This window comes from Nocardiopsis nanhaiensis, assembly GCF_054778635.1.
On record NZ_BAAGZJ010000011.1, the window covers coordinates 1 to 21,533 of the forward strand.

Below are 21,533 nucleotides of genomic sequence, written 5' to 3' on the forward strand. Positions count from 1 at the left end.
CAAAGCGGTCATATGCGCACCCGAATGGGAATGATCTTGCTCCTGTCGCCATTCTCGACGGCCGAGGGTGGAGACAGGAGCAAGATCATCGGGGTTTTCGCCGCGCACAGTGACCAGCCGCGACACCCGAAACCGGTCGACTCCGGCGCAGTGGACCACCCGGCCGCCAGGCCCCGCCGCCGGGGTACGCCGCCCACCATGACCAGCCGTGACACCCGACCCGCCAACGCTCCGGCGGAGTGGCAGGCATCGGCCGCCAGGCCGACAGAATCAGTTTTCGGGCGGAGCCCGAATTCGCCACAGGCCTCGACCACGCGTCCCCCTTTCCCGATAGCCGCCAACCCGCCGTCGTAGCGGAGCGGGTCAAGGTGGAGCGCCGTTGACGCGCGAAGCGCTCGATGGCGACGACCTTGACGCGCGCAGCGGAGACGGCCACAATCGGGCGGCGGGAAAGGAGGGAACCCTAGGCGACAAAGGACAGCCCAACCAAAAGGCCCAAAAACAGGACCACAGGAGCCAGAAAACAAAGAAAGGGGGCGGATCCCATATTGAGATCCGCCCCTTCTCACGCTTACAAGGGGCGCTCAACATACCCGCGGCAGGCGATAAACACCCCTAGCCGGGTTAGCCCTTGGCGAGGGTTCCCAGGTACAGCTCGATCACGTTCGGGTCATTCAACAGGTCCTGGCCCGAACCCGAGTAGGCGTTGCGGCCCTGATCCAGCACATAACCGCGGTCGCAGATCTGGAGGCAACGGCGCGCGTTCTGCTCCACCATCACCACGGAAACACCCGTTGCGTTGACTTCCTTCACGCGCTGGAAGACCTCCGCCTGGAACATCGGCGACAGGCCCGCGGTCGGCTCGTCCAGCAACAGCACCGACGGGTTCATCATGAGCGCACGGCCCATGGCCACCATCTGGCGTTCACCGCCGGACAGCGAACCGGCCTTCGCGCGGCGCCGCTTACCCAGCATGGGGAACAGGTCCGCGACCACCGAGAACTGCTCATGGAACGCCTTCGGCCGAAGGAACGCCCCCATCTGGAGGTTCTCCTCGATCGTCAACGACGGGAACACGTTACGCGTCTGCGGAACATAACCCACACCGCGCTCCACCAGCGTGTGCGCGGCCAACCCGGAAATACTCGAGCCCCGCAGCGTCAGAGCACCGTCACGCACCGGAATCAGCCCGAAGATCGCCTTGATCAGCGTCGACTTGCCGGCACCGTTCGGGCCGATGATCGCCACGACCTCACCCTCGGTGAGCGTCAGCGTGCACCCGTTCAGGATGTTCACGCCCGGCACATAACCCGCGACGATGTCCTTGGCCAACAGCAGATAGTCCTCCGGACCACCCACTTCCACGGCCTCGGCCCGAGCCTGCTCCAGGATCTCCTCGCGGTGCTCCTGGACGACAACGGCCTCTTCGGCCTCCTCCGGCAGAACCTCGGGCTCCGGGCGTACGTCCCCGTTCTCAGTCATCAGCACTCCCCTGGGCCTCGACCTCGTCCTCCTCGACACCCAGGTAGGCGTCGATCACCTGCTGGTTGGACCGGATGTCCGAAGGACTACCCTCCGCGATGACCTGCCCCTGCGCCAACACGACGATCCAGTCACTGATCCCCATGATCACGTCCATGTCGTGCTCGACGAACAGGACCGTCTTACCCTCATCACGCAACGACGTGATGTGGTGCAACAACGACTGCACCAACGCCGGGTTCACACCCGCCATCGGCTCGTCCAGCATGATCATGCTCGGATCGGTCATCAGCGCACGAGCCATCTCCAACAGCTTGCGCTGACCACCCGACAACGAACCCGCCATGTCCTGGCGCTTGTCGATCAGCCTGAACCGCTCAAGCAACTCCAGCGCCTTCGCGGTGTTCGCCTTCTCCTGACCACGCCACGCAGGCCGCAGGAACGCTCCGGCCATCCGCTCACCCAGCTGACCGGGAGCACCCAACAACATGTTGTCGAGCACCGTCATCCGCGTCAGCGCCTTGGTCAGCTGAAAGGTCCGCACCATCCCGGCCCGCGCCACCTGGTGGCCGCGGCGACCGTTGATCCGCCGGCCCTCGAACGACCAGTTGCCGCCGTCGACCCGGTCGAAACCGGTCAACAGGTTGAACAGCGTCGACTTACCGGCTCCGTTCGGACCGATCAGCGCCGTGATCGTCCCCCGCTGTACCTCCAGGTGCCCCACGTCCACGGCGGTCAGACCACCGAACGAACGCTTCACACCATCGGCCACCAGGATCGGATCCGACTTCACCGAACCCGGCTCCGGAACGGCACCCGCCATCCGGTCGACCTCGGCTGCCGCACCCGCGGAGGCGTTCACCTCGTCACTTGACATTGATCATCATCTCCTTGCGGTCACCGATGAGGCCCTGCGGCCGGAAGACGATCAACAGCACCAGCATCAGACCGACGAACGCCAACTGGATCGCACCGTAGTCGGGACCCGACAGGAACGGCAGGTAGCCCTCACGGCCCATACCCCGCAGCATCCCGTCCGTGAACTGCATCAGGAACCAGAACGCCATCGAACCCAGGATCGGACCGACCACACGACCAGCCCCGCCCAGCAGCAGGATCACCCACAGGAAGAACGTCACCTGTGGCTTGAACTGGTCCGGCTGGATCGCACCCTGGTGGAGCGCCAGCATGCAACCCGCCAGCGCACCGAACAGGCCACCCAGCACCAGCACCTGCATCTTGTAGGCGAACACGTTCTTACCGAGGCTGCGAACCGCCTCCTCGTCCTCACGGATGCCCTTGATGACGCGCCCCCACGGGCTGTGGATCAACGCCCAAGTCAGCAGCGCCGCCAGCGCCACCAGACCCCACGTCACCGTCATCAGCCACATGTGGTTGCCACTGAACGTGAACACACCGACGCCGTAGCGCTCACCCGGATCGAACAGCACGTTCCACGTGCGGAACTCCGCCGTCAGGTTCTGCAGCCCGTAGACACCCTGGGTCAGCGGCTCCGCGAACCCGGCCCGGTACACCAACCGCAGCACCTCGGCCGCGGCGATCGTCGTGATCGCCAGGTAGTCCGCACGCAACCTCAGCGTCGGAATACCCAACAGCAGCGCCAACACCACCGCCGAGGCCAGCCCCACCAGGAACCCGACCACCAGCGGCAGATCGAACACCGCGACGCTGATACCCACGCCGTAGGCGCCCACCAGCATGAAACCGACCTGACCGAAGTTCAGCAGGCCCGTGTAACCGAAATGCAGGTTCAGGCCGATGGCCGCCAACGCGTACACCGCGGCGACCGGCCCCACCGCGGATCTGGAGGCCTCGGCGAGGATCGTGAAAATATCCATCTTCTACCTCTCCTAGCCGACCCGCTCGCGCCGACCGAGCAGACCCTGGGGCCTGACCAGCAGCATGAGGATCATCAGGGCCAGAGCCCACGCTTCCATGAGCTGTGTGGGGAACCACAGGGTGGACAGCATCGCCACCAGGCCGACGGCGATACCGCCGACCATCGCTCCGTAGGCCGTACCCAGACCGCCGAGGATCACCGCGGCGAACATGAGCAGCAGCAGACGGAAGCCCATCTCGTAGTCCACGACCTGGTTCAGGCCGAAGAGCACACCACCCAGCGACGCGAGACCGCCGCCGAGGAACCACACGTACAGCGTTACCCGGTCCACGTCGATACCCGACGACTCCGCCAGGTCCCGGTTGTCCGAGACCGCGCGCATCGCCTTACCGATGCGGGTGAACTGCAGCAGGCACGCGACCAGCACCAGGACCGCCGTCGCCACCGCCATGATCACCAGGTCGCGCGGCGGCATCGACACCGGACCGATGTGCACCAGGTCCTGCACCTGGTAACCCGCGTACCGCGTCCGGTTCGCCCCGAAGAGCACCAGGAGCACGTGCCGCAGCACCAGCGCCAGACCGATCGAGACGATGAACATCTGGATCAGCGCGACGTTCCGCCTCCGCAGCGGACGCCACAGGTAGCGCTCCATCGTGCCGCCCAGGACCGCACCCATGACCACCGCGATACCGGCCGCCGCCCACAGCGGCACCCGCCAACCGATGTCGTCACCGAGCACGCCCATCAGCGTCGCCAAGGCGATACCGCCGAAGATCGACGACCACTGCAGGATGATCAGCGTCGTCCGGTTGAGCTTGCCCTCCAGGAAGGCACCCAACAGGACCGCGATCCCCAAACCGGCGAAGATCGCCAGCAGGGAGTTACCCATCCCCGCGGCGCCGGTACTGAACAGCAGCGCCATCATCGCGCCGAAGGTGACCATGTCACCGTGCGAGAAGTTGATGACCTGCGTAGTACCGAAGATCAGAGAGAGACCGATCGCGGAGATCGCGATGACCAGGCCGAACAGGAGACCCGCTGCGGTGAGCTGCACGAAGCGCTCACCGAAGCCGCCGGTGACACCCTCGACCTCGACCCCCTCGTCTGCGGGCGAGCCGTCGTCCTCGTCCTCCACGGCCTCGTCGTCCGGTGAGGCCTCGTCCTCAACGGCGTCGTCCGGCTCGGCCGGGTCCTCCAAAGCGATGATGAGGGGCCGCTGTTCGTCGGTGCCGACCTCGATCTCTGCCTCACCGTCGGCGAGGAGCTCCGTCTCACGTACGGCGAACTCGCTGGGGACGGACTCCTGGTCCACCACTACGCGGTAGTCACCCGGTCCGGGCAACTCCACTTCCCAATTTCCATCAGAGTCGGTTTCCACCGCATCGATCTCGTCATCACCCTCGAAGACCGTGATCTGGATGCCTTCGACACCCTGATCCCGGTCGTCCGGCTGACCGATCTGACCGTGCAGCGACTCACCGCCCTGTTCGTCTGCCGTCGCCACTGCCCCGGGGATCACCAGGAATGCGGTGATCAGGGCGAGCAACACGGTCACGAGGCGTGTGCGCACGCGCGCTCCTTGCGCATCTGAGGTTGGCGGGACCCGGATGACAGGCATTCGGGGCCCGCTGTCCATTAGCTGTTCGGTGCGGTGAGTTTAGCCCGATTTAGGCTGGTCATTCAGCACCACTTAAGCCACGTGATCCAACCGTCACCCCATTGTGCGCTAGCGAGATCAAACCGGTACATGATCCGTGTTGACCCTGAACGTTTGTCTAACAATCGGGCCCTAGGATCAGCCGATCTGTGCATCATCCTCACTGTTCGTGCGCGAATGACGACACCGCAAGAACCAGCAGGGGCCGCACCCGGTCGGGTGCGGCCCCTGCATCAGCACAACGGGGGTCGGCCGGTCAGGCCTGCTGTCCCCCCAACGTCTCGACGACCGTCTCGGCGACCTTGCGCATGGTCAGCCGACGGTCCATGGAGTTCTTCTGGATCCACCTGAACGCCTCGGGCTCACTCATCCCGTGGCGGCTCTGCAGCAGCCCTTTGGCCTGCTCCACGAGCTTGCGCGTCTCGAGACGGTCCTGGAGGCTGCTGACCTCCGCCTCCAGCGCCGCCAGTTCGGCGTAGCGGGAGGTAGCCATCTCGATCGCCGGAACCAGGTCCGACTTACTGAAGGGCTTGACCAGGTAGGCCATGGCCCCCGCTTCGCGCGCCCGCTCGACCAGCTCCCGCTGGGAGAAGGCAGTCAGGATCACCACCGGGGCGATGCGCTCCCCGGCGATGCGCTCAGCGGCGGAGAGTCCGTCGAGCACCGGCATCTTGATGTCGGTGATCACCAGGTCCGGCTTCAGCTCCTGGGCAAGCCGGATAGCGGCCTCCCCGTCGCCGGCCTCCCCGACGACGGTGTAACCGTCCTCCTCGAGCATCTCCTTGAGATCCAGGCGGATCAGGGCCTCGTCTTCCGCGATCACCACACGGCTCTGCGTCCTCGTCACGTACACGAGGTTACAGAGATCAGCTAGTATGCTGTGCGTCGGCCCCGGCAATGCAGGTCAATCGTGACTTCACTGTTGACTGAGTGTCGCCGGCCCGGCCAGGTTGGATGCCAGGCAAGATGTCCGACTTGAGCAAGAATGCCCCGATATTCCAACGGCAGAGAAGGCGCCCTCAAAAGGCGCACAGTGTGGGTTCGAATCCCACTCGGGGCACCGAAATCAGCCACTCGCCGAGAGCGGGTGGCTTTTTTGCTGTTCAGAGACCCTCTGCCCCGCAAATGTCGGATGCGTGAGCAAACATGCACTCCATGTACTCACCGCATGTCAGGCGCGAAGCTACCTCTCTGATCGACTCCGGGGTCTCCTACGCGGAAGTCAGCCGTCGGATGGGGATCAATCGGTCCACGCTCCGGAGCTGAGCCCTCGACCGTTCACTCGTTGACAAGTACGCGGGCACCGACCTGTGCCCTCGATGCGAACCCATACCCGGCATGCCCAAGCGGATGGATACCTACGGCTACCTGCTGGGCCTCTACCTCGGCGACGGATGCCGGGTGGTCGACCGCATCGAACGCACTCTCCCAGGCGGCGGCGAGCGGTACTGCGAGTACCCGCGGTACCACTTCACCAACGCCTCCAACGACATCATCGGCTTGTTCACCGACGCACTGGACCGGCTGGATAGCTCCTGGGCAGTCCACGTCAACAAGCGGCGGGCCCCGCCACCGGGATGCCCACATCGTGTCCATCTCCCGCAAGGACGCGGTCGCGAAGATGGAGCGCATCGTGGGCCCCAAGTACTGAGGGCTCAGTTGCCGTACTCGCCGGGCCCGTCGAGGCGGGAGAGATGGGTGAGGACGCACCGCCACCGTCCGTCCTCCCGAACGTAGGTGCAGGTCACGCGTTCGACGACGAGGAATCGGTGTCCGTGCATGACTCCGCCCGAGGTTCCGCGGGCGATGGTCGTCGCGGCCTCGCCGTGAAGGCGGATGTCCAGGTCCTCGGAGGTCATCACGTCGTGGGTGAGCACGCCGGTACGGATGAGGTCGAGGAACGTGTAGTGGTCGGAGACGCTGCCGTCGGGGCCGATGATGCGCCAGTCCTCCGACATGTGGCTGCCGATCCGGTCGGGGTCGTTGGCGACCATCGCCCGGTCCCATTCGGCGATGGCGACGCGCAGATCCTGTTCACCTGTCCGGTCCATGGCGTCGCGGGCGCGGAGGAGTCGCCGGTTCTGGTTCTCCCACTCGTCTGGCACCGGATCACGCCCTTCTGACGTGGTGCTGTGGCCTTGAGTGTACTGGGGGTCAGTTGGCGCGGAGGTGGTCGCGGAGGGTGCGGGCGGCTTTGCCGATGAGGGCTTCGGCGGCGGGTTGGTGCCTTGCGGGGACTGTGGACTCAGTGAGGGCGGCGATGGCGTAGGCCTCGCCGCTGTCGTGTTCGACGACGCCGAATTCGTGGCGGTGGTTGAGGACGGTGCCGGTCTTTGAGGACCAGGTACTGGCGTCGGTGCTGAATTCGGGGGCGAGGCGGTGGCGGATGAGGTTGTCGGCCATGAGGGTTCGCAGGCGGGCTGCGGTGTCGGGGTGGATCGTGGTGGGCCTCCAGATGGCTTGGAGGAGGTCGACGTGGGCTCGGGCGGATCCGGAGTTGGCGAGGGTGATGTCGAGTTGGGGGATGCGGTGTCCTCGTCCGGCGCTGGCGGCCTGGATGGCGAGGGTGTGGGCGAGGTGGGTTTCGTCGGGGGCGAGTCGTTCGGCGGGGGTTTCGTTGAGGTCGCGGAGGCGGTGTCGGACGGTGATGCCTTCGATGTGGTGTTCGCGGAGTATTTCGGTGACGCGGGCGGGCCGGGTGAGGTCGAAGAGGGTGTCGGCGGCGACGTTGTCGCTGATGCAGACGGCGAGGTAGAGGAGGTCGTCGAGGCTGACGGTGGCGGGGTGTTGGAACCGGCTAAGGCCGGTGGGGCCGATGGTGGGGCCTTCGGGCTTGATGGTGATGGGGGTGGCGCCGTCGAGTTCGCCTTGGTGGATGCGGTGGAGGGTGGCGAGGGCGAGGGGGATCTTGACGAGGGAGGCGGTGGCGTAGTCGGTGTCGGGGTGGATGCCGGTTTCGTGGCCGGTGTTGAGGTCGCGGACGAGGAGGGAGGTGTGGAGTCCGGCTTGGTGGAGTTCGGTGTGGAGTCGTTGGGTGATCACGGTGTGGTGGCTCCGAGGCAGTGGGCGATGTGGGTGTGGAGATGGGTGCGGAGGGTGTGGGCTTGTTCTCCTTGGGTGGTGTAGGTGCGGGTGGGTTGGGTTTCGCCGATGGGGCGCCAGTGGAGGTTGAGGTCGTCTGCTTGGCGAGGTGAGCAGAGGAGGAGGTCGTGGGTGGTGAGGACTTCGACGGTGGCGGTGGTGAGGGTGGTGGCGACGGTGATTTGGGTGGGTTGGAGGCCGATGGTGTCGCCGGTGTGGGTGAGGGGGTCGCGGATGTGGGGTGTGTCGTCTTCGGGTTGGATCCAGAGGCGCTGGGGCGGGGTGGTGTCGGTGCGGTGGGGGCGGAGGGTTTCGAGGTAGTGGGTGTTGGCGTGGGGCGGGTGGGTGGTGGCGAGTCCGAGTGGGACGGTCCAGTGGGCTTGGTCGGCGGGGACGGCGGTGATGGCGGTGCGGACGCGGTTGGTGTGGAGGAGTTCGGTGCGTTGGTGGGGTGGTGCGGGGTGGGGGTCGAGGTGGAGGTCGTGTTTGCGGGCGTGGGCGGTGAGGTGGGCAAGGTCGTGGGTGGTGCAGGTGGTGGGGACGGCGATGCGTAGGGGGGTGAGGCGCGCGGTGGCGGCGTCGTGTTCGAGGGTGTGGGCGAGGTCGATGAGGCGTCGGGCGGTGGGGAGGACGGTGTGGCCGAATTGGGTGAGGGTGGGGCGTCGGGCGGTGCGGTCGAAGAGGGGTGCGCCGAGGTGCTTTTCGAGGGCGGCGATGCGGCGGCTGGCGACGGGTTGGGGGATGCGTGCGGTGGCGGCGCCGTGGGTGAAGCTGCCGCGGTCGCTGACGTGGACGAAGGCGGTGCAGGCTCCGATGAGGTCCATGGCCTGATGTTATGTCGGATGTGCATGGTTGTGGCTGTTTGTGTCTTGGACAGCATGGGTGGTGGGTGGTGAGACTGCGTGGCGGGCCGGTTGTGGCCCGTCACCTTTTCGTTTTGGGGGTTGTTGTGCGCGGTTTCGTGTGGCGCGGGTTGGTGGCTTCGGTGGCGTTGGTTCCGCTGGTGGGGTGTGGGGCCTCTGAGGGCGCCGGTGGTGCGGGGGCTGGAGGGGTGTCGGAGTCTCCTGCGGCGTCCGTGGATTTGGCTGCGGAGTTCGGGGCTTTGGAGGAGGAGTTCGACGCCCGGTTGGGTGTCTATGCGGTGGACACCGGGTCTGGGGAGGAGGTGGCGTTCCGGGAGGGTGAGCGGTTCGCGTTCGCTTCGACGTTCAAGGCGTTGTTGGCGGGGGTGGTGTTGTCGGAGAACTCGTTGGAGGAGATGGAGCGTGTGGTGGTCTACGGAGAGGAGGACCTTGTGGACCACTCCCCCGTGACCGAGGAGAACGTGGGTTCGGGGATGTCGTTGTTGGAGTTGAGTGACGCGACGGTGCGGTACAGCGACAACGCGGCGGCGAACCTGTTGTTGGACGAGCTCGAGGGCCCGGAGGGTCTGGACGGTCCGGAGAGGTTCGGGGCGGCCCTGGTGGAGCTGGCCGGTGATGAGGTGACCCGGCCGGTGCGGTGGGAGACGGAGTTGAACGAGGCGGCCCCGGGAGATGAGCGGGATACGAGTACGCCGGAGGCGTTGGCTGGGAGTCTGGAGGCGTTCGTGTTGGGCGACGTGTTGCCGGAGGAGCGCCGTGAGGTGTTGGTGGATCTGTTGGAACGGAACACGACGGGGGACGACCTGATTCGGGCTGGTGTGCCTGAGGGTTGGGTCGTGGGTGACAAGACCGGTGGTGGCGGTTACGGGACTCGGAACGACATCGCGGTGGTGTGGCCGGAGGAGGGTGAGCCGGTCGTGTTGTCGGTGTTGTCGAGCCGTGGCTCGGAGGACGCGGAGTGGGATGACGCACTGGTCGCGGAGGCCACTGAGGTGGTGGTGGAGGCTCTGGGTTAGCCGCGCTGCCGCCGGGTGGTGCGGGGGTTCTGGACGGTGTGGGGCCTTCTGGCCAGAACCCCCTTAACTACCCGACCTTTTCGAACCCAAATGGGTCTTTTGTCACTTTATGTTGGTGAAAGCGGGCTGAACCGGTCACATCACGGCTACAACCTGAGTACAACCCGTGGGTATGGTCGCCCGGGAGGCCCCGCGTCCCTGATCCTGGAGGTCTGAAAGCCTTGGTTGGAAAGGCTTGTTGAGGAGAGGGGCAAGGGGTGCTGACCGCAGTGGCCGGGGTGATCGGCGCTCTGGTGATCGGGGCGTGGGTCGTGGTGGCCTGGGGGTCCCCTCGGCGGCTTCCTTGGCTGTGGACCCCTGTGGCCCTGATCGTGGTCCTCCTCGTGGCGTTTGACCTGCCCGGGTGGTCGTTCCTGCCCCTGGTGGTGTTGGCGGGGGGTTCTTTCGCGGAGTTGGTGGTGGGGTCGCGTGAGTCGCCCATGATCCGCACCAAGGACCCTGATGCGCCGTTGAGTACCGAACGGTGGGCCGCCGCGGTGGCGGCTCCGTTCCGGGTGGCGTTGGCCGAGCCCTGGGACGTGGTGGCGCGTCCGACACTGCGTCGGCGTTACCGGCGGATGTTGGAGCGCCAGTGGGACGTGGTGGACCGGGAGTCGCTGTTGGCGGCCGTGGACACCCTCTTGGAGGAGCTGCACCGGGGGCCGACGCTGGATCTGGCGGTGGATCTGCGGGCGGGAACGGCCCGGTCGCGGTTTCCGTTGGCCCAGGGCGGGAGTGACACCGGTGCGACGGTGACGCTTGGCCCTGATCAGGTGGCGCGGTTGCGCAGGGTGACGGGTGTGGCCGACGGCGATGAGACCGTGATCATCGGGGCATACCAGTGGTGGAAGTCGGTGCACGTGATCCGGTTGGCGTGCGGTGGCGCCACGCTGGACTGGTTGAGTCCGGTGGAGACGCAGACGCTGTTGCGGCGGGTGGCGTCGGATCTGCAGCGCCGCTATTCGTCGTGGGGCCAGTTGTCGACGGCTTTCCACGCCGGTTACCTGTTGTGGCCGACGAAGGGTGTGGAGGGCGACCACGGGGACGCCGACCGGGTGTGGGTGGCGTTGGGTCTGTTGGACGAGGATCCGAAGAGCCCGTGGAACCTGTTGCCGTGGGATATGCCGTTGGAACGGGTGCCGTTCGAGGGTGGCGGGGTCTCCTCCAACCACGAGTGAGCCCGTCAGCGACGGCGGCGCTCCCCTACTCCCCTACTACACGGATACGACCCGGTTCTTACCCCGGACCCCGAAACAGCCCCGGGAACGGCACTGGCCGCACCGGTCGGCCCGGAGAGGTCGGCGCGGCTCATACGCCGTCCTCCGGGCCGGACCTGATGCGGCCCGACGGTGGCGCCGTTCAGGGCGCCCGGTTGCGCGTCAGCTGTTGCCGAGGGCGACGGCGTCGCCGAGGCGGTGGACGCGCAGGGAGTTGGTGGAACCGGTGGTTCCGGGCGGGCTGCCGGCGACGATGACGACCTTGTCGCCCTTGTGGTAGTCGCCGATCTGGAGCAGCTCGCTTTCGACCTGGCGGACCATGTCGTCGGTGTTGTCGACCCAGGGGACCAGATTGCTTTCGGCTCCCCAGGTGAGGGAGAGCAGGCCGCGGGTGCTGGATTCGGTGGTGAACGCGATCAGCGGGATGGGTGACCGGTAGCGGGCGAGGCGCCGGGCGGTCTCGCCGGACATGGTGAAGGCGACGAGGGCCCTGGCGCCGACGGTGGCTCCGATTTCGGCGGCGGCGCGGGCGATGGCTCCGCCGGTGGTTTCGGGTACCCGGTTCAGGATGTGCGAGGCGCGCAGGGATTCCTGTTCGGCGGCACTGACGATGCGTGCCATGGTCTCGACGGTCTCGACCGGGTAGGAGCCGACGCTGGTCTCGCCGGAGAGCATGACGGCGTCGGCGCCGTCGAGGACGGCGTTGGCGACGTCGGATGCTTCGGCGCGGGTCGGTCGGGGTGCGCTGATCATGGATTCGAGCATCTGCGTGGCGACGATGACGGGCTTGGCCTTGTCGCGGCAGCGTTCGATGGCTCGTTTTTGCACCATGGGGACGTTTTCGAGGGGGAGTTCGACGCCGAGGTCGCCTCGGGCGACCATGACTCCGTCGAAGACCTCGATGATGTCGTGGAGGCGTTCCACGGCTTGTGGTTTTTCGATTTTGGCGATGAGGGGGACGGTGATGCCCTCTTCGTCCATGATGCGGTGGCACTCTTCGGCGTCCGCGGGGCTGCGGACGAAGGAGAGGGCGACCATGTCGGCGCGGTTTCGGAGTGCCCAGCGCAGGTCGTCCTCGTCCTTTTGGGTGAGGGCGGGGACGCTGACGGCGACTCCGGGGAGGTTGAGTCCCTTGTGGTTGGAGACGGGTCCGCCGAAGATGACGCGGGTGTGGATGTCGGTGCTGGTGGTTTTGGTGCATTCCAGCACGACGCGGCCGTCGTCGATGAGGACGCGGTCGCCGGGTCGAACGTCTCCGGGGAGTCCTTTGTAGGTGGTGGAGACCCGTGTGGTGTCTCCGGGGATGTCTTCGGTGGTGATGGTGAACTCGTCGCCGTCGGCGAGTTCGATGGGGCCGTCGGGGAAGGTGCCGAGGCGGATTTTGGGTCCTTGGAGGTCGGCGAGGACTCCGACGGCGCGGTTGGCGTCTTGTGCGGCCTGCCTGAGGTTGGCGAGGCTCGCGTGGTGGTCGTCGTGGGTTCCGTGGCTGAGGTTGAGTCGGGCGACGTCCAGGCCTGCGTCGACGAGGCGCCGGAGGGTGTCCGGGCTCGAGGTGGCGGGGCCTAGGGTCGCAACGATCTTTGCTCGACGTGTCACGTCTATCACTTTAGAGCGTCTGGGGGATGGAGTGGTCTAAACCAGGTTGCGAATGCACGTATGTGAGGTGGAGTCGGGGCGAACTCGGTGACCGCGGGTGACGGTTTTCGGGTGGTGTGGGGGGTGGGGCCGCGGGGCTGGGGTGGTGGTTGGCCGTTAGTGTGTGGGCGTTTCGCGGTCGTGTGGAGGGTGGTCGGGGTGTTCGGTCGGGGTGTGGTGGTGGGGGCGCTGTCGGATGAGGTGTCGGCTTTGGCGGGGGTGCTGCTGGGGTTGTCGGAGGAGGAGGCGGTGCTGCCGACGCGTTGTGTGCCGTGGGATGTGGCGTCTCTGGCGGTGCACACGGTGGGTGCGTTGCACCAGGTGGACGTGTCTCTGGATGGGGTGCTGCCGGAACCGGGGCGCTCCTTTGTGTCACCTGTGGGGTATTACACGCCGGATGTGCGGTTCTCGGCTGAGGTGAACGCGGAGTGGGTTGAGGGGGCGGTGGCCGCTGCGGGTCGCCGTGCGGACGCCGGTGAGCCGGGGCGGGTGCTGCGTGCGGCGTGGCGGGATTTGGAGCCGCGGGTGGCGCGGGAGCCGGTGGATCGTGCGCTGGTGACGCGGCACGGTGATCCGATGCTGTTGACGGATTTCTTGGTGACCCGGGTGGTGGAGCTGGTGCTGCACGGGGTGGATCTGGCGGACGCGCTGGGGCGGGAGCCGTGGACGTCCGGCCGGGGGCTGGCTCTGGTGGACGAGGTGCTGTTCGGGGCGGCCGACCGGGAAGCGCTGGCGCGGGTGCTGCCGGGGGCTGGTGGCTCGGGTGGTCTGGGGGCGGTGCGTGTGGTGACGGGTCGTGCGGCGGTGCGTGTGGAGCGCGGGGCGCTGGAGGGTGTGGGGGTGCGCGCGCTGGCCTTGGGTTGAGGCGTGCGGATCGGCTGGGGTCGGCCCTTCGGGCACTCGCGCGTCATTGCGCCCCGCATCGGGTGGCGGGGCGCTGCGACTCCCTGTCCGTTACGGGGAGCGGCGCGGGCGGGGCAGGTCGGGTTGGACGCGGCCGTAGGCGCGCAGGATACGCAGGCGTTGGATGGTGCGCATTCCCTCGCGTTCGAGGGTGGCGCCGGTGTCCCAGTGGTCCCAGGAGGCGTCCCAGCCGCCGTCGGGGCGTTGCTGTTGTTCGAACGCCTCGAGGTTGCGTTCGATCTCGTTGTCGGTGAAGAGGGGGCGGGCGATGTGGTCGGGGTGGTTGGCGAGGTCGAGTGGGGTGTGGACGTGGCCTCCGGTGCGCGGGTGCACGTCGATGACGGCGCGGATCATCGTGGAGAGGTGGGTCATGGCGGCCATGGCGCGGTGGCGGTCGGGTGCGTACTGCAGGAACGTGCAGATGCTGATGGCTTCGTGGGCGTCGGTCCAGCGGAGTGCGTCGATGCGTTTCCAGCAGTAGGCGGTGGCGGTGTCGCGCCAGGGGTGGGTGATGTTGTTCTTGTGGAGCAGGCCGGTGATCATCGCGGTGGTGTCGAGGCGGCTGCGGAAGTCGGTGGTGTGCTGGTACCAGGGTGCGGCTTCGGTGAAGCGGACGCTGGGGCGGACGGCGGGGAGTCCGCCGTCGTCGTTGCTGGTGCTGGCTAGGTACTGGCAGATTCCGTTGCCGAGGTTTTCGGGGATGGTGCCGAGTTCGTCGAGGTAGCGCAGGGCGAGTTCGGTGGCGACGGGTTGGCTTGCGTGTCCGCGCAGATCGGGGTCGAGCGCGTTGCCGTAGCCGCCGTCGAGGTTGCGGTAGGCGGCGAGTGTGGTGCGGATGGGGTCGGCTGGCCCTGCTTGGAAGAGGTAGGCGAAGCGGTGCCGGTCGATGAGCCGGGCACTGCGCAGGGTGAAGTGGTCGGCTGCACGGTAGGAGTCCCAGGTCACAACGGTCATATTTCGACGGTACGGGCGCTGCTGGCCTGCGTGAATAGCGCGGCCGTGATCCATTCGCGATATTTACGCGCGGGCCTGGGAGGTGCGGCGTTTTCGGTGGAAGTAGATCAGGCCTATCCAGGAGATGGCGACGCAGACGCCGACGAGGATGCGCATGGTGAGTTCGTGCTCGGCGGGGTAGATGACGTCGGCGAGGTAGTGCTCCATGAAGCCGGCGTCGGGGAGTCCGGACTGCCCTGCCATTTCCCTTCCCCAGTCCTCGACGTAGGTGAGGGGGCAGTGCCAGCCGATGACGGCGATGCCGAGGGCGTAGGCGGCACAGGGGAGGTGGGTCCAGAAGGTGCGGGGCCAGCGCCAGGCGATGAATCCGCCGATGACGACGTAGACGAGGAAGGCCATGTGCAGGACCATGGCCCCTTCACCGATCACCCGGTAGATCATACTTCGACTCTAGGGCGCCCGTCGGGCGCGGCATAGATCCCGCGCCCGACGGTGTTTGCTTGGGGTCTCCCCTAGACGAGGGGCCTCTCGGTGGGCGGGATGGCCACGGGCAGGGCGGTGTCGTCGGTGAGGTAGGCGTCGACGCCCGCGGCGGCGGAGCGGCCTTCGGCGATGGCCCAGACGATGAGCGACTGGCCGCGGCCCATGTCGCCGGCGCAGAAGACGCCGTCGACGGTGGTGCGGTAATCGCTGTCGCGGACGACGTTGCCGCGGCCGTCGAGTTCGACGCCGAGCTGGTCGAGGAGGCCTTCCTTCTCGGGGCCGACGAAGCCCATGGCGAGGGTGACGAGGTCGGCGGGGATCTCGCGTTCGGTGCCCTCGACCGGTTCGAAGCCGTTCGGGCCGCGCTTGACCTCGACGAGCTTGATGCCGCGGACGTTGCCGTGGCCGTCGCTGACGAATTCGACGGTGTTGACGGAGTAGATCCGCTTGCCGCCCTCTTCGTGTGCGCTGGTGACCTTGTAGAGCATGGGCATGGTCGGCCAGGGCTGGTTGTCGGGCCGGTTGGCCGGGGGCTTGGGCATGATCTCGAGCTGGGTGACCGAGGCGGCGCCCTGGCGGTGGGCGGTGCCGACGCAGTCGGCGCCGGTGTCGCCGCCGCCGATGACGACGACGTGCTTGCCTTCGGCGTGGATGGGCGCCCGGTCGAGGTCGCCTTCCTGGACCTTGTTGGCCAAGGGCAGGTACTCCATGGCTTGGTAGATGCCCTTGAGTTCGCGGCCCTTGGCGGGCAGGTCGCGCCAGGCGGTGGCTCCGCCGGTGAGGACGACGGCGTCGTGGTCGGCCTTGAGCTGGTCGACGGTGATGTCGACGCCGATGTTGACGCTGGTGCGGAAGGTGGTGCCTTCGGCGGTCATCTGGGCGAGACGGCGTTCGATGTGCCGCTTCTCCATCTTGAATTCGGGGATGCCGTAGCGGAGCAGGCCGCCGATGCGGTCGGCGCGCTCGTAGACGGTGACGTCGTGCCCGGCGCGTGTGAGCTGCTGTGCGGCGGCGAGTCCGGCGGGGCCGGAGCCGACGACGGCGACGGTCTTGCCGGTGCGGGTGGTGGGGGGCAGGGGCTTGACCCAGCCTTCCTCCCACGCGCGGTCGATGATGGAGACCTCGACGTTCTTGATGGTGACGGCGGGCTGGTTGATGCCGAGCACGCACGCCGATTCGCAGGGCGCGGGGCAGAGGCGTCCGGTGAACTCGGGGAAGTTGTTGGTGGCGTGGAGCCGTTCGATCGCCTCGGCCCAGTCGTGGTTGTGGACGAGGTTGTTCCACTCGGGGATGAGGTTGCCGAGGGGGCAGCCGTTGTGGCAGAAGGGGATGCCGCAGTCCATGCAGCGTGAGGCCTGCTTGGTGACGGTTCCTCGGTCGAAGTCCTCCTGGACCTCGCGCCAGTCCTGGATGCGTACGTCGACGGGGCGGTGCTTGGGGAGCTCGCGCTCGGTGATCTTCAGGAATCCCTTGGGGTCAGCCATGGTTCTTCCTCCTTTCGTGGACTGGCGTTCAGGACTGCGCGGAGGCCATGACGGCCTCGTTGACGTCGCGTCCTTCTCGTTCGGCCTCGGCTTGGGCGAGTAGGACCCGCTTGTAGTCGCGCGGCATGACCTTGGAGATGCGGTCGAGTCCCTTGTCGCCTTGGGCCAGGAGGCGTTCGGCGACCGTGGAGCCGGTGGCGGCCTGGTGGCGGGTGAGGACGTCGGTGAGGAACTCGCGGTCTTCGGTGGTGAGTTCCTCGATATTGACCATTTCGCCGTTGACGTGGTCGCCGTCGAGGTCGAGGACGTAGGCGATGCCGCCGGACATGCCGGCCGCGAAGTTGCGTCCGGTGCGGCCGAGGACGACGGCGCGGCCGCCGGTCATGTATTCGCAGCCGTGGTCGCCGACGCCTTCGGCGACGGCGGTGGCGCCGGAGTTGCGGACGCAGAAGCGTTCGCCGACGATGCCGCGGAGGAAGATCTCTCCGGAGGTGGCCCCGTAGCCGATGACGTTGCCGGCGATGATGTGGTCTTCGGCGGTCAGGGTGGAGCTGTCGGCGGGGCGGACGATGACGTGGCCGCCGGAGAGGCCCTTGCCGACGTAGTCGTTGGCGTCGCCGGACAGGCGCAGGGTGATGCCCTTGGGTACGAAGGCGCCGAAGGACTGGCCCGCGGATCCGGTGAAGGTCACGTCGATGGTGTTCTCGGGGAGGCCGTTGGCGCCGTAGCGCTTGGTGACCTCGTGGCCGAGCATGGTGCCGACGGTGCGGTTGACGTTGCGGACCGGGAGTTCGAGCTTGACGGGCTGGCCGAAGTCGAGTGCGCCCTCGCTGAGCTGGATGAGGGTGTTGTCCAAGGCCTTTTCGAGGCCGTGGTCCTGGCCGCGCCGGTGGGAGCGGTGGTCTCCGGTGATGGGTTCGACCTCGTGGAGGACGGGCGACAGGTCGAGGCCCTGTGCCTTCCAGTGGTCGACGGCTTCGGCGGTGTCGAGCAGGTCGACGGCGCCGATGGCTTCGTCGAGGCTGCGGAAGCCGAGCTGGGCGAGGTATTCGCGGACTTCTTCGGCGATGAACTCGAAGAAGTTGACGACGTGGTCGGCCTGGCCGGAGTAGCGCTCGCGCAGGGCGGGGTTCTGGGTGGCGACGCCGACGGGGCAGGTGTCGAGGTGGCAGACGCGCATCATGACGCAGCCGGACACGATGAGGGGCGCGGTGGCGAAGCCGTACTCCTCGGCGCCGAGCAGGGCGGCGATGACGACGTCGCGGCCGGTCTTCATCTGGCCGTCGGTCTGGACGACGATGCGGTCGCGCAGGCCGTTGAGCAGCAGGGTCTGCTGGGTTTCGGCGAGGCCGAGCTCCCAGGGTGTGCCTGCGTGTTTGAGGGAGGTGAGCGGCGAGGCGCCGGTGCCTCCGTCGTGGCCGGAGACGAGGACGACGTCGGCGTGGGCTTTGGAGACGCCCGCGGCGACGGTGCCGACGCCCGCTTCGGAGACCAGCTTGACGTGGACCCGCGCGGACGGGTTCGCGTTCTTGAGGTCGTGGATGAGCTGGGCGAGGTCCTCGATGGAGTAGATGTCGTGGTGGGGCGGCGGCGAGATGAGGCCGACGCCGGGGGTGGAGTGCCGGGTGTCGGCGACCCACGGGTAGACCTTGTGGCCGGGCAGCTGGCCGCCTTCGCCGGGCTTGGCGCCCTGGGCCATCTTGATCTGGATGTCGTCGGCGTTGCTGAGGTAGTGGGAGGTGACGCCGAAGCGGCCGGAGGCGACCTGCTTGATGGCGCTGCGGCGGAGGTCGCCGTTGGCGTCGCGGGTGAAGCGGTCCGGGTCCTCACCGCCCTCGCCGGTGTTGGATTTGCCGCCGAGGCGGTTCATCGCGATGGCGAGGGTTTCGTGTGCCTCGGCGGAGATGGAGCCGTAGGACATGGCGCCGGTGGAGAAGCGCTTGACGATCGCGGAGGTGGGCTCTACCTCGTCGACGGAGATGGGTTCGCGCACGCCCTCCTTGAGGCGGAAGAGTCCGCGGAGGGTCATGAGCTTCTCGGCCTGGTCGTCGACCTTGTTCGTGTACTCCTTGAAGATCTCGTAGCTGCGGCTCCGGGTGGAGTGCTGGAGCTTGAAGACCGTCTCGGGGTTGAACAGGTGGGGTTCGCCCTCGCGGCGCCACTGGTATTCGCCGCCGACCTCGAGCCGCCTGTGGGCGCTGGGGTTGGCGTTGTGGGCGCGGCGGTGGCGGATGGCGACCTCTTCGGCGAGGACGTCGAAGCCGACGCCACCGAGCCGGGAGGTGGTGCCGGTGAAGCAGCGGTCGATGACGTCCTGGCCGAGGCCGAGTGCTTCGAAGATCTGGGCGCCGGTGTAGGAGCTGACCGTGGACACGCCGATCTTCGACATGATCTTGAGGACGCCCTTGGCGTAGGCCTTGGCGGTGTTGCGGACGGCGGTGTCGGCGTCGATGCCGCCGAGGGTGCCGCGCTCGACCATGTCTCGGACAGTTTCCAAGGCCAGGTACGGGTTGACCGCGGAGGCGCCGTATCCGACGAGGAGGGCCACGTGGTGGCATTCGCGGACGTCGGCGGCCTCGATGAGGAGGCCGACCTCGGTGCGGGTCTTCTCGCGGACGAGGTGGTGGTGCACCGATCCGGTGAGGAGCAGTGACGGGATGGGCGCGCGGGTAGCGTCGGCGGCCCGGTCGCTGAGGACGAGGATGTGGGCGTTGTCGGCGATGGCCGCGGAGACCTCGGTGTTGATCTCGGCCAGGCGGGCGGAGAGCGCGTCGCCGCCGCCGTCGACGGGGTAGGTGCCGTCAACGGTGAAGGTCGCGAGTGCCGGGTTGGTCCTGCCGGCTGCGGTGATGGCGGCGAGTTGGGCCTGGTCGACGACCGGGGTGGGCAGGACGAGGCGCTGGTTGTCGCCCGGTGTGTCGGCCAGGATGTTGTGTTCTGCGCCGAGGAGGGTGGCGAGGCTGGTGACCATTTCCTCGCGGATGGCGTCGAGCGGCGGGTTGGTGACCTGCGCGAAGTTCTGCGAGAAGTAGTCGAAGAGCTGGCGCGAGCGGTCGGAGAGGGCCGCCACCGGGGTGTCGGTGCCCATGGAGCCGATGGGTTCGGCGCCGGTGCGGGCCATCGGGGTGAGGATGATGCGGAGTTCTTCCTCGGTGTAGCCGAAGACCTGTTGGGCGAGGTTGAGTTCGGTGACGGGCGCGGGGTCGGCCTCGGGGAGGTCGGCCAGGCGCAGGACGCCGTTGTCGATCCACTCCTGGTAGGGGTGTTCGTTGGCGAGTTCGGCCTTGAGTTCCTCGTCTTCGATGATCCGGCCTTGGGCGGTGTCGACGACGAAGATACGGCCGGGCTGGAGTCGGCCCTTGCGGATGACGGTGGCGGGGTCGATGTCGAGGACGCCTGCTTCGGAGGCGAGGACGACGAGTCCGTCGTCGGTGACCCAGTAGCGGCCGGGGCGCAGGCCGTTGCGGTCCAGGACGGAACCGACGAGGGTGCCGTCGGTGAAGGAGACGGAAGCGGGGCCGTCCCAGGGCTCCATGAGGGTGGAGTGGTACTCGTAGAAGGCCCGTACGGCCGGGTCCATCTCGGTGTGGTTCTCCCAGGGTTCCGGGATCATCATGAGGACGGCGTGCGGGAGTGAGCGGCCGCCGAGGTGCAGTAGTTCGAGGGCGTCGTCGAAGGACGCGGTGTCGGAGTCGTCGGGGTCGACGATCGGGAAGATGCGGTCGAGGTCGCCGGGGATGCGGTCGGTGGCGAGCTTGGCTTCGCGGGACCGCATCATGTTCCGGTTGCCCTTGACGGTGTTGATCTCGCCGTTGTGTGCCACGTAGCGGAACGGGTGGGCGAGGGGCCAGGACGGGAACGTGTTGGTGGAGAACCGGGAGTGGACCAGGGCGAGGCCGGAGCTGTAGCGGCGGTCGGACAGGTCCGGGAAGAACGGTTCGAGCTGCGGGGTGGTGAGCATGCCCTTGTAGGCGATGGTGCGCGGGGACAGGCTCGGGAAGTAGACGTCGGTCTCGTGTTCGGCGCGCTTGCGGACGCAGTAGGCGTGGCGCTCGAGGTCGATTCCGGTGAGGCCCTCGGCGGGGGTTCCCTGACGGCCGGTGATGAAGAGCTGCCCGAAGTAGGGCATGACGTCACGGGCGGCGGGGCCGCTGTACTGCGGTTCGAAGGGGACCTCGCGCCAGCCGAGGAGGGTGAGGCCTTCGTCGTCGACGATGGCGTTGATCTGCTCCACAGCGGCGGCGCGTTCGGCGGCGTCGGAGGGGAGGAAGCCGATGCCGGTGGCGTAGGCGCCGGCTTCGGGGAGCGGGAAGTCGCAGACTTCGGTGTAGAGCTCGTGGGGGACCTGGGTGAGGATGCCCGCGCCGTCGCCGTCGTCGGGGTCGGCTCCGGCGGCTCCGCGGTGGTCCAGGTTGCGCAGGACCGTGAGCGCCTTTTGCACGATGTCGTGGCTGCGACGTCCAGTGAGGTCGGCTACGAATCCGACACCGCAGGCGTCGTGCTCGAAGGTGGGGTCGTACAGGCCCTGGGAAGTGGACTTCGCGTTCGTTGGGACGGTCGAACGCCGCACCTGGGCAGCAGGCATGTACCCTCCTGTCGTCTTCTGTCGGCTTCGTGAAAAGCGCATTCGGGACGACGTTGGCCCTGCTGCGTGATGCTGTTGTGTCCGCCGTGGGGCGGGGGTCCCGGCTGTGCGGGTGGTCCGGTCCGTTCACCGTGTCGCGGTCACGTCGTCGTGTCGCCGGTGTGGTCGGGGCTCCCGCTGCGGGCAGGTTCTCTTATACACGCTGGTCCAGCCCGGATGCGAATCGAGGGTCTAGACCAGGTGGCGCTGCGGTGCGCCGTTTGGTTCCTG

The 21,533-nt window shown here is 67.3% G+C and carries 16 protein-coding genes and 1 tRNA gene; 4 read left to right on the forward strand and 13 right to left on the reverse strand.

The features are described 5' to 3' along the window. Positions 1-624: 624 nt before the first annotated feature. From ACYVD1_RS07345 to ACYVD1_RS07365, 5 genes are all read right to left on the reverse strand, one after another. Positions 625-1,482: an ABC transporter ATP-binding protein gene (locus ACYVD1_RS07345; RefSeq protein WP_460748518.1), complete on the reverse strand. Its 858-nt coding sequence runs from the start codon at positions 1,480-1,482 to the stop codon at positions 625-627. After that, the gene (locus ACYVD1_RS07350) at positions 1,475-2,359 is read right to left on the reverse strand and encodes an ABC transporter ATP-binding protein (RefSeq protein WP_460769442.1); all 885 of its coding nucleotides are present in this window, start codon (positions 2,357-2,359) and stop codon (positions 1,475-1,477) included. The genes ACYVD1_RS07345 and ACYVD1_RS07350 overlap by 8 nt, the downstream gene beginning before the upstream one ends. Next, on the reverse strand, positions 2,349-3,341 hold the full coding sequence (locus ACYVD1_RS07355; RefSeq protein ID WP_460769444.1) for a branched-chain amino acid ABC transporter permease: 993 nt from the start codon (positions 3,339-3,341) through the stop codon (positions 2,349-2,351). The genes ACYVD1_RS07350 and ACYVD1_RS07355 overlap by 11 nt, the downstream gene beginning before the upstream one ends. A gap of 12 nt (positions 3,342-3,353) precedes the next feature. Beyond that, positions 3,354-4,916 (reverse strand): branched-chain amino acid ABC transporter permease, encoded by a 1,563-nt coding sequence (locus tag ACYVD1_RS07360; protein WP_460769446.1) that lies wholly within the window; start codon positions 4,914-4,916, stop codon positions 3,354-3,356. Positions 4,917-5,259: 343 nt separating this feature from the next. After that, positions 5,260-5,829 (reverse strand): ANTAR domain-containing response regulator, encoded by a 570-nt coding sequence (locus tag ACYVD1_RS07365; RefSeq protein ID WP_460748642.1) that lies wholly within the window; start codon positions 5,827-5,829, stop codon positions 5,260-5,262. 161 nt (positions 5,830-5,990) lie between these two features. Between ACYVD1_RS07365 and ACYVD1_RS07370 the strand changes: the two genes are divergently transcribed. Beyond that, a tRNA-Leu gene (locus tag ACYVD1_RS07370) sits at positions 5,991-6,063 on the forward strand. Between the two features lie 595 nt (positions 6,064-6,658). Here ACYVD1_RS07370 and ACYVD1_RS07375 read toward each other — a convergent pair. The 3 genes from ACYVD1_RS07375 to ACYVD1_RS07385 are packed head-to-tail and all read right to left on the reverse strand — an operon-like array spanning position 6,659 to position 8,908. Further along, complete coding sequence (locus ACYVD1_RS07375; protein WP_460769449.1) at positions 6,659-7,108, reverse strand: nuclear transport factor 2 family protein; 450 nt, start codon at positions 7,106-7,108, stop codon at positions 6,659-6,661. A 49-nt stretch (positions 7,109-7,157) separates the two neighbouring features. After that, on the reverse strand, positions 7,158-8,045 hold the full coding sequence (locus tag ACYVD1_RS07380) for a serine hydrolase (RefSeq protein WP_460769451.1): 888 nt from the start codon (positions 8,043-8,045) through the stop codon (positions 7,158-7,160). Beyond that, a complete protein-coding gene (locus tag ACYVD1_RS07385) occupies positions 8,042-8,908 on the reverse strand; it encodes a LysR family transcriptional regulator (protein ID WP_460769454.1) in 867 nt (288 codons plus the stop codon). The genes ACYVD1_RS07380 and ACYVD1_RS07385 overlap by 4 nt, the downstream gene beginning before the upstream one ends. Positions 8,909-9,021: 113 nt before the next feature. Here ACYVD1_RS07385 and bla point away from each other — a divergent pair, with 113 nt between their 5' ends. Both bla and ACYVD1_RS07395 read left to right on the forward strand, forming a co-directional pair. Beyond that, on the forward strand, positions 9,022-9,963 hold the full coding sequence (gene bla / locus ACYVD1_RS07390) for a class A beta-lactamase (protein WP_460769456.1): 942 nt from the start codon (positions 9,022-9,024) through the stop codon (positions 9,961-9,963). A 257-nt stretch (positions 9,964-10,220) separates the two neighbouring features. Next, complete coding sequence (locus ACYVD1_RS07395) at positions 10,221-11,180, forward strand: DUF1266 domain-containing protein (RefSeq protein ID WP_460769459.1); 960 nt, start codon at positions 10,221-10,223, stop codon at positions 11,178-11,180. 201 nt (positions 11,181-11,381) lie between these two features. Here the strand turns inward: ACYVD1_RS07395 and pyk are convergent, their stop codons facing one another. Further along, positions 11,382-12,815, reverse strand: a complete 1,434-nt coding sequence (pyk, locus tag ACYVD1_RS07400; protein ID WP_460769462.1) for a pyruvate kinase — start codon at positions 12,813-12,815, stop codon at positions 11,382-11,384. A 198-nt stretch (positions 12,816-13,013) separates the two neighbouring features. Here pyk and ACYVD1_RS07405 point away from each other — a divergent pair, with 198 nt between their 5' ends. Next, positions 13,014-13,718, forward strand: coding sequence for a maleylpyruvate isomerase N-terminal domain-containing protein (locus tag ACYVD1_RS07405; RefSeq protein ID WP_460769667.1), 705 nt, complete (start codon positions 13,014-13,016; stop codon positions 13,716-13,718). A 90-nt stretch (positions 13,719-13,808) separates the two neighbouring features. On the opposite strand, the gene ACYVD1_RS07410 is transcribed toward ACYVD1_RS07405, so the two are convergent. From ACYVD1_RS07410 to gltB, 4 genes are all read right to left on the reverse strand, one after another. Further along, positions 13,809-14,702 (reverse strand): prenyltransferase, encoded by an 894-nt coding sequence (locus tag ACYVD1_RS07410; protein ID WP_460769669.1) that lies wholly within the window; start codon positions 14,700-14,702, stop codon positions 13,809-13,811. A gap of 72 nt (positions 14,703-14,774) precedes the next feature. Beyond that, positions 14,775-15,152 (reverse strand): DUF2784 domain-containing protein, encoded by a 378-nt coding sequence (locus ACYVD1_RS07415; RefSeq protein WP_460769464.1) that lies wholly within the window; start codon positions 15,150-15,152, stop codon positions 14,775-14,777. Positions 15,153-15,223: 71 nt separating this feature from the next. Continuing rightward, positions 15,224-16,678 carry a glutamate synthase subunit beta gene (locus ACYVD1_RS07420; protein ID WP_460769467.1) on the reverse strand — a complete coding sequence of 485 codons (1,455 nt, stop codon included), beginning with the start codon at positions 16,676-16,678 and terminating at the stop codon, positions 15,224-15,226. 28 nt (positions 16,679-16,706) lie between these two features. Further along, the gene (gene gltB / locus ACYVD1_RS07425; protein ID WP_460769469.1) at positions 16,707-21,263 is read right to left on the reverse strand and encodes a glutamate synthase large subunit; all 4,557 of its coding nucleotides are present in this window, start codon (positions 21,261-21,263) and stop codon (positions 16,707-16,709) included. Positions 21,264-21,533 lie beyond the last annotated feature (270 nt).

Bases quoted from the DNA above. Each gene is read 5' to 3' on its own strand.
- ACYVD1_RS07345 (WP_460748518.1), bottom strand. From the start codon at position 1,482: ATGACTGAGAACGGGGACGTACGCCCGGAGCCCGAGGTTCTGCCGGAG.
- ACYVD1_RS07350 (WP_460769442.1), bottom strand. From the start codon at position 2,359: ATGTCAAGTGACGAGGTGAACGCCTCCGCGGGTGCGGCAGCCGAGGTC.
- ACYVD1_RS07355 (WP_460769444.1), bottom strand. From the start codon at position 3,341: ATGGATATTTTCACGATCCTCGCCGAGGCCTCCAGATCCGCGGTGGGG.
- ACYVD1_RS07385 (WP_460769454.1), bottom strand. From the start codon at position 8,908: ATGGACCTCATCGGAGCCTGCACCGCCTTCGTCCACGTCAGCGACCGC.
- ACYVD1_RS07415 (WP_460769464.1), bottom strand. From the start codon at position 15,152: ATGATCTACCGGGTGATCGGTGAAGGGGCCATGGTCCTGCACATGGCC.
- ACYVD1_RS07420 (WP_460769467.1), bottom strand. From the start codon at position 16,678: ATGGCTGACCCCAAGGGATTCCTGAAGATCACCGAGCGCGAGCTCCCC.
- gltB (WP_460769469.1), bottom strand. From the start codon at position 21,263: ATGCCTGCTGCCCAGGTGCGGCGTTCGACCGTCCCAACGAACGCGAAG.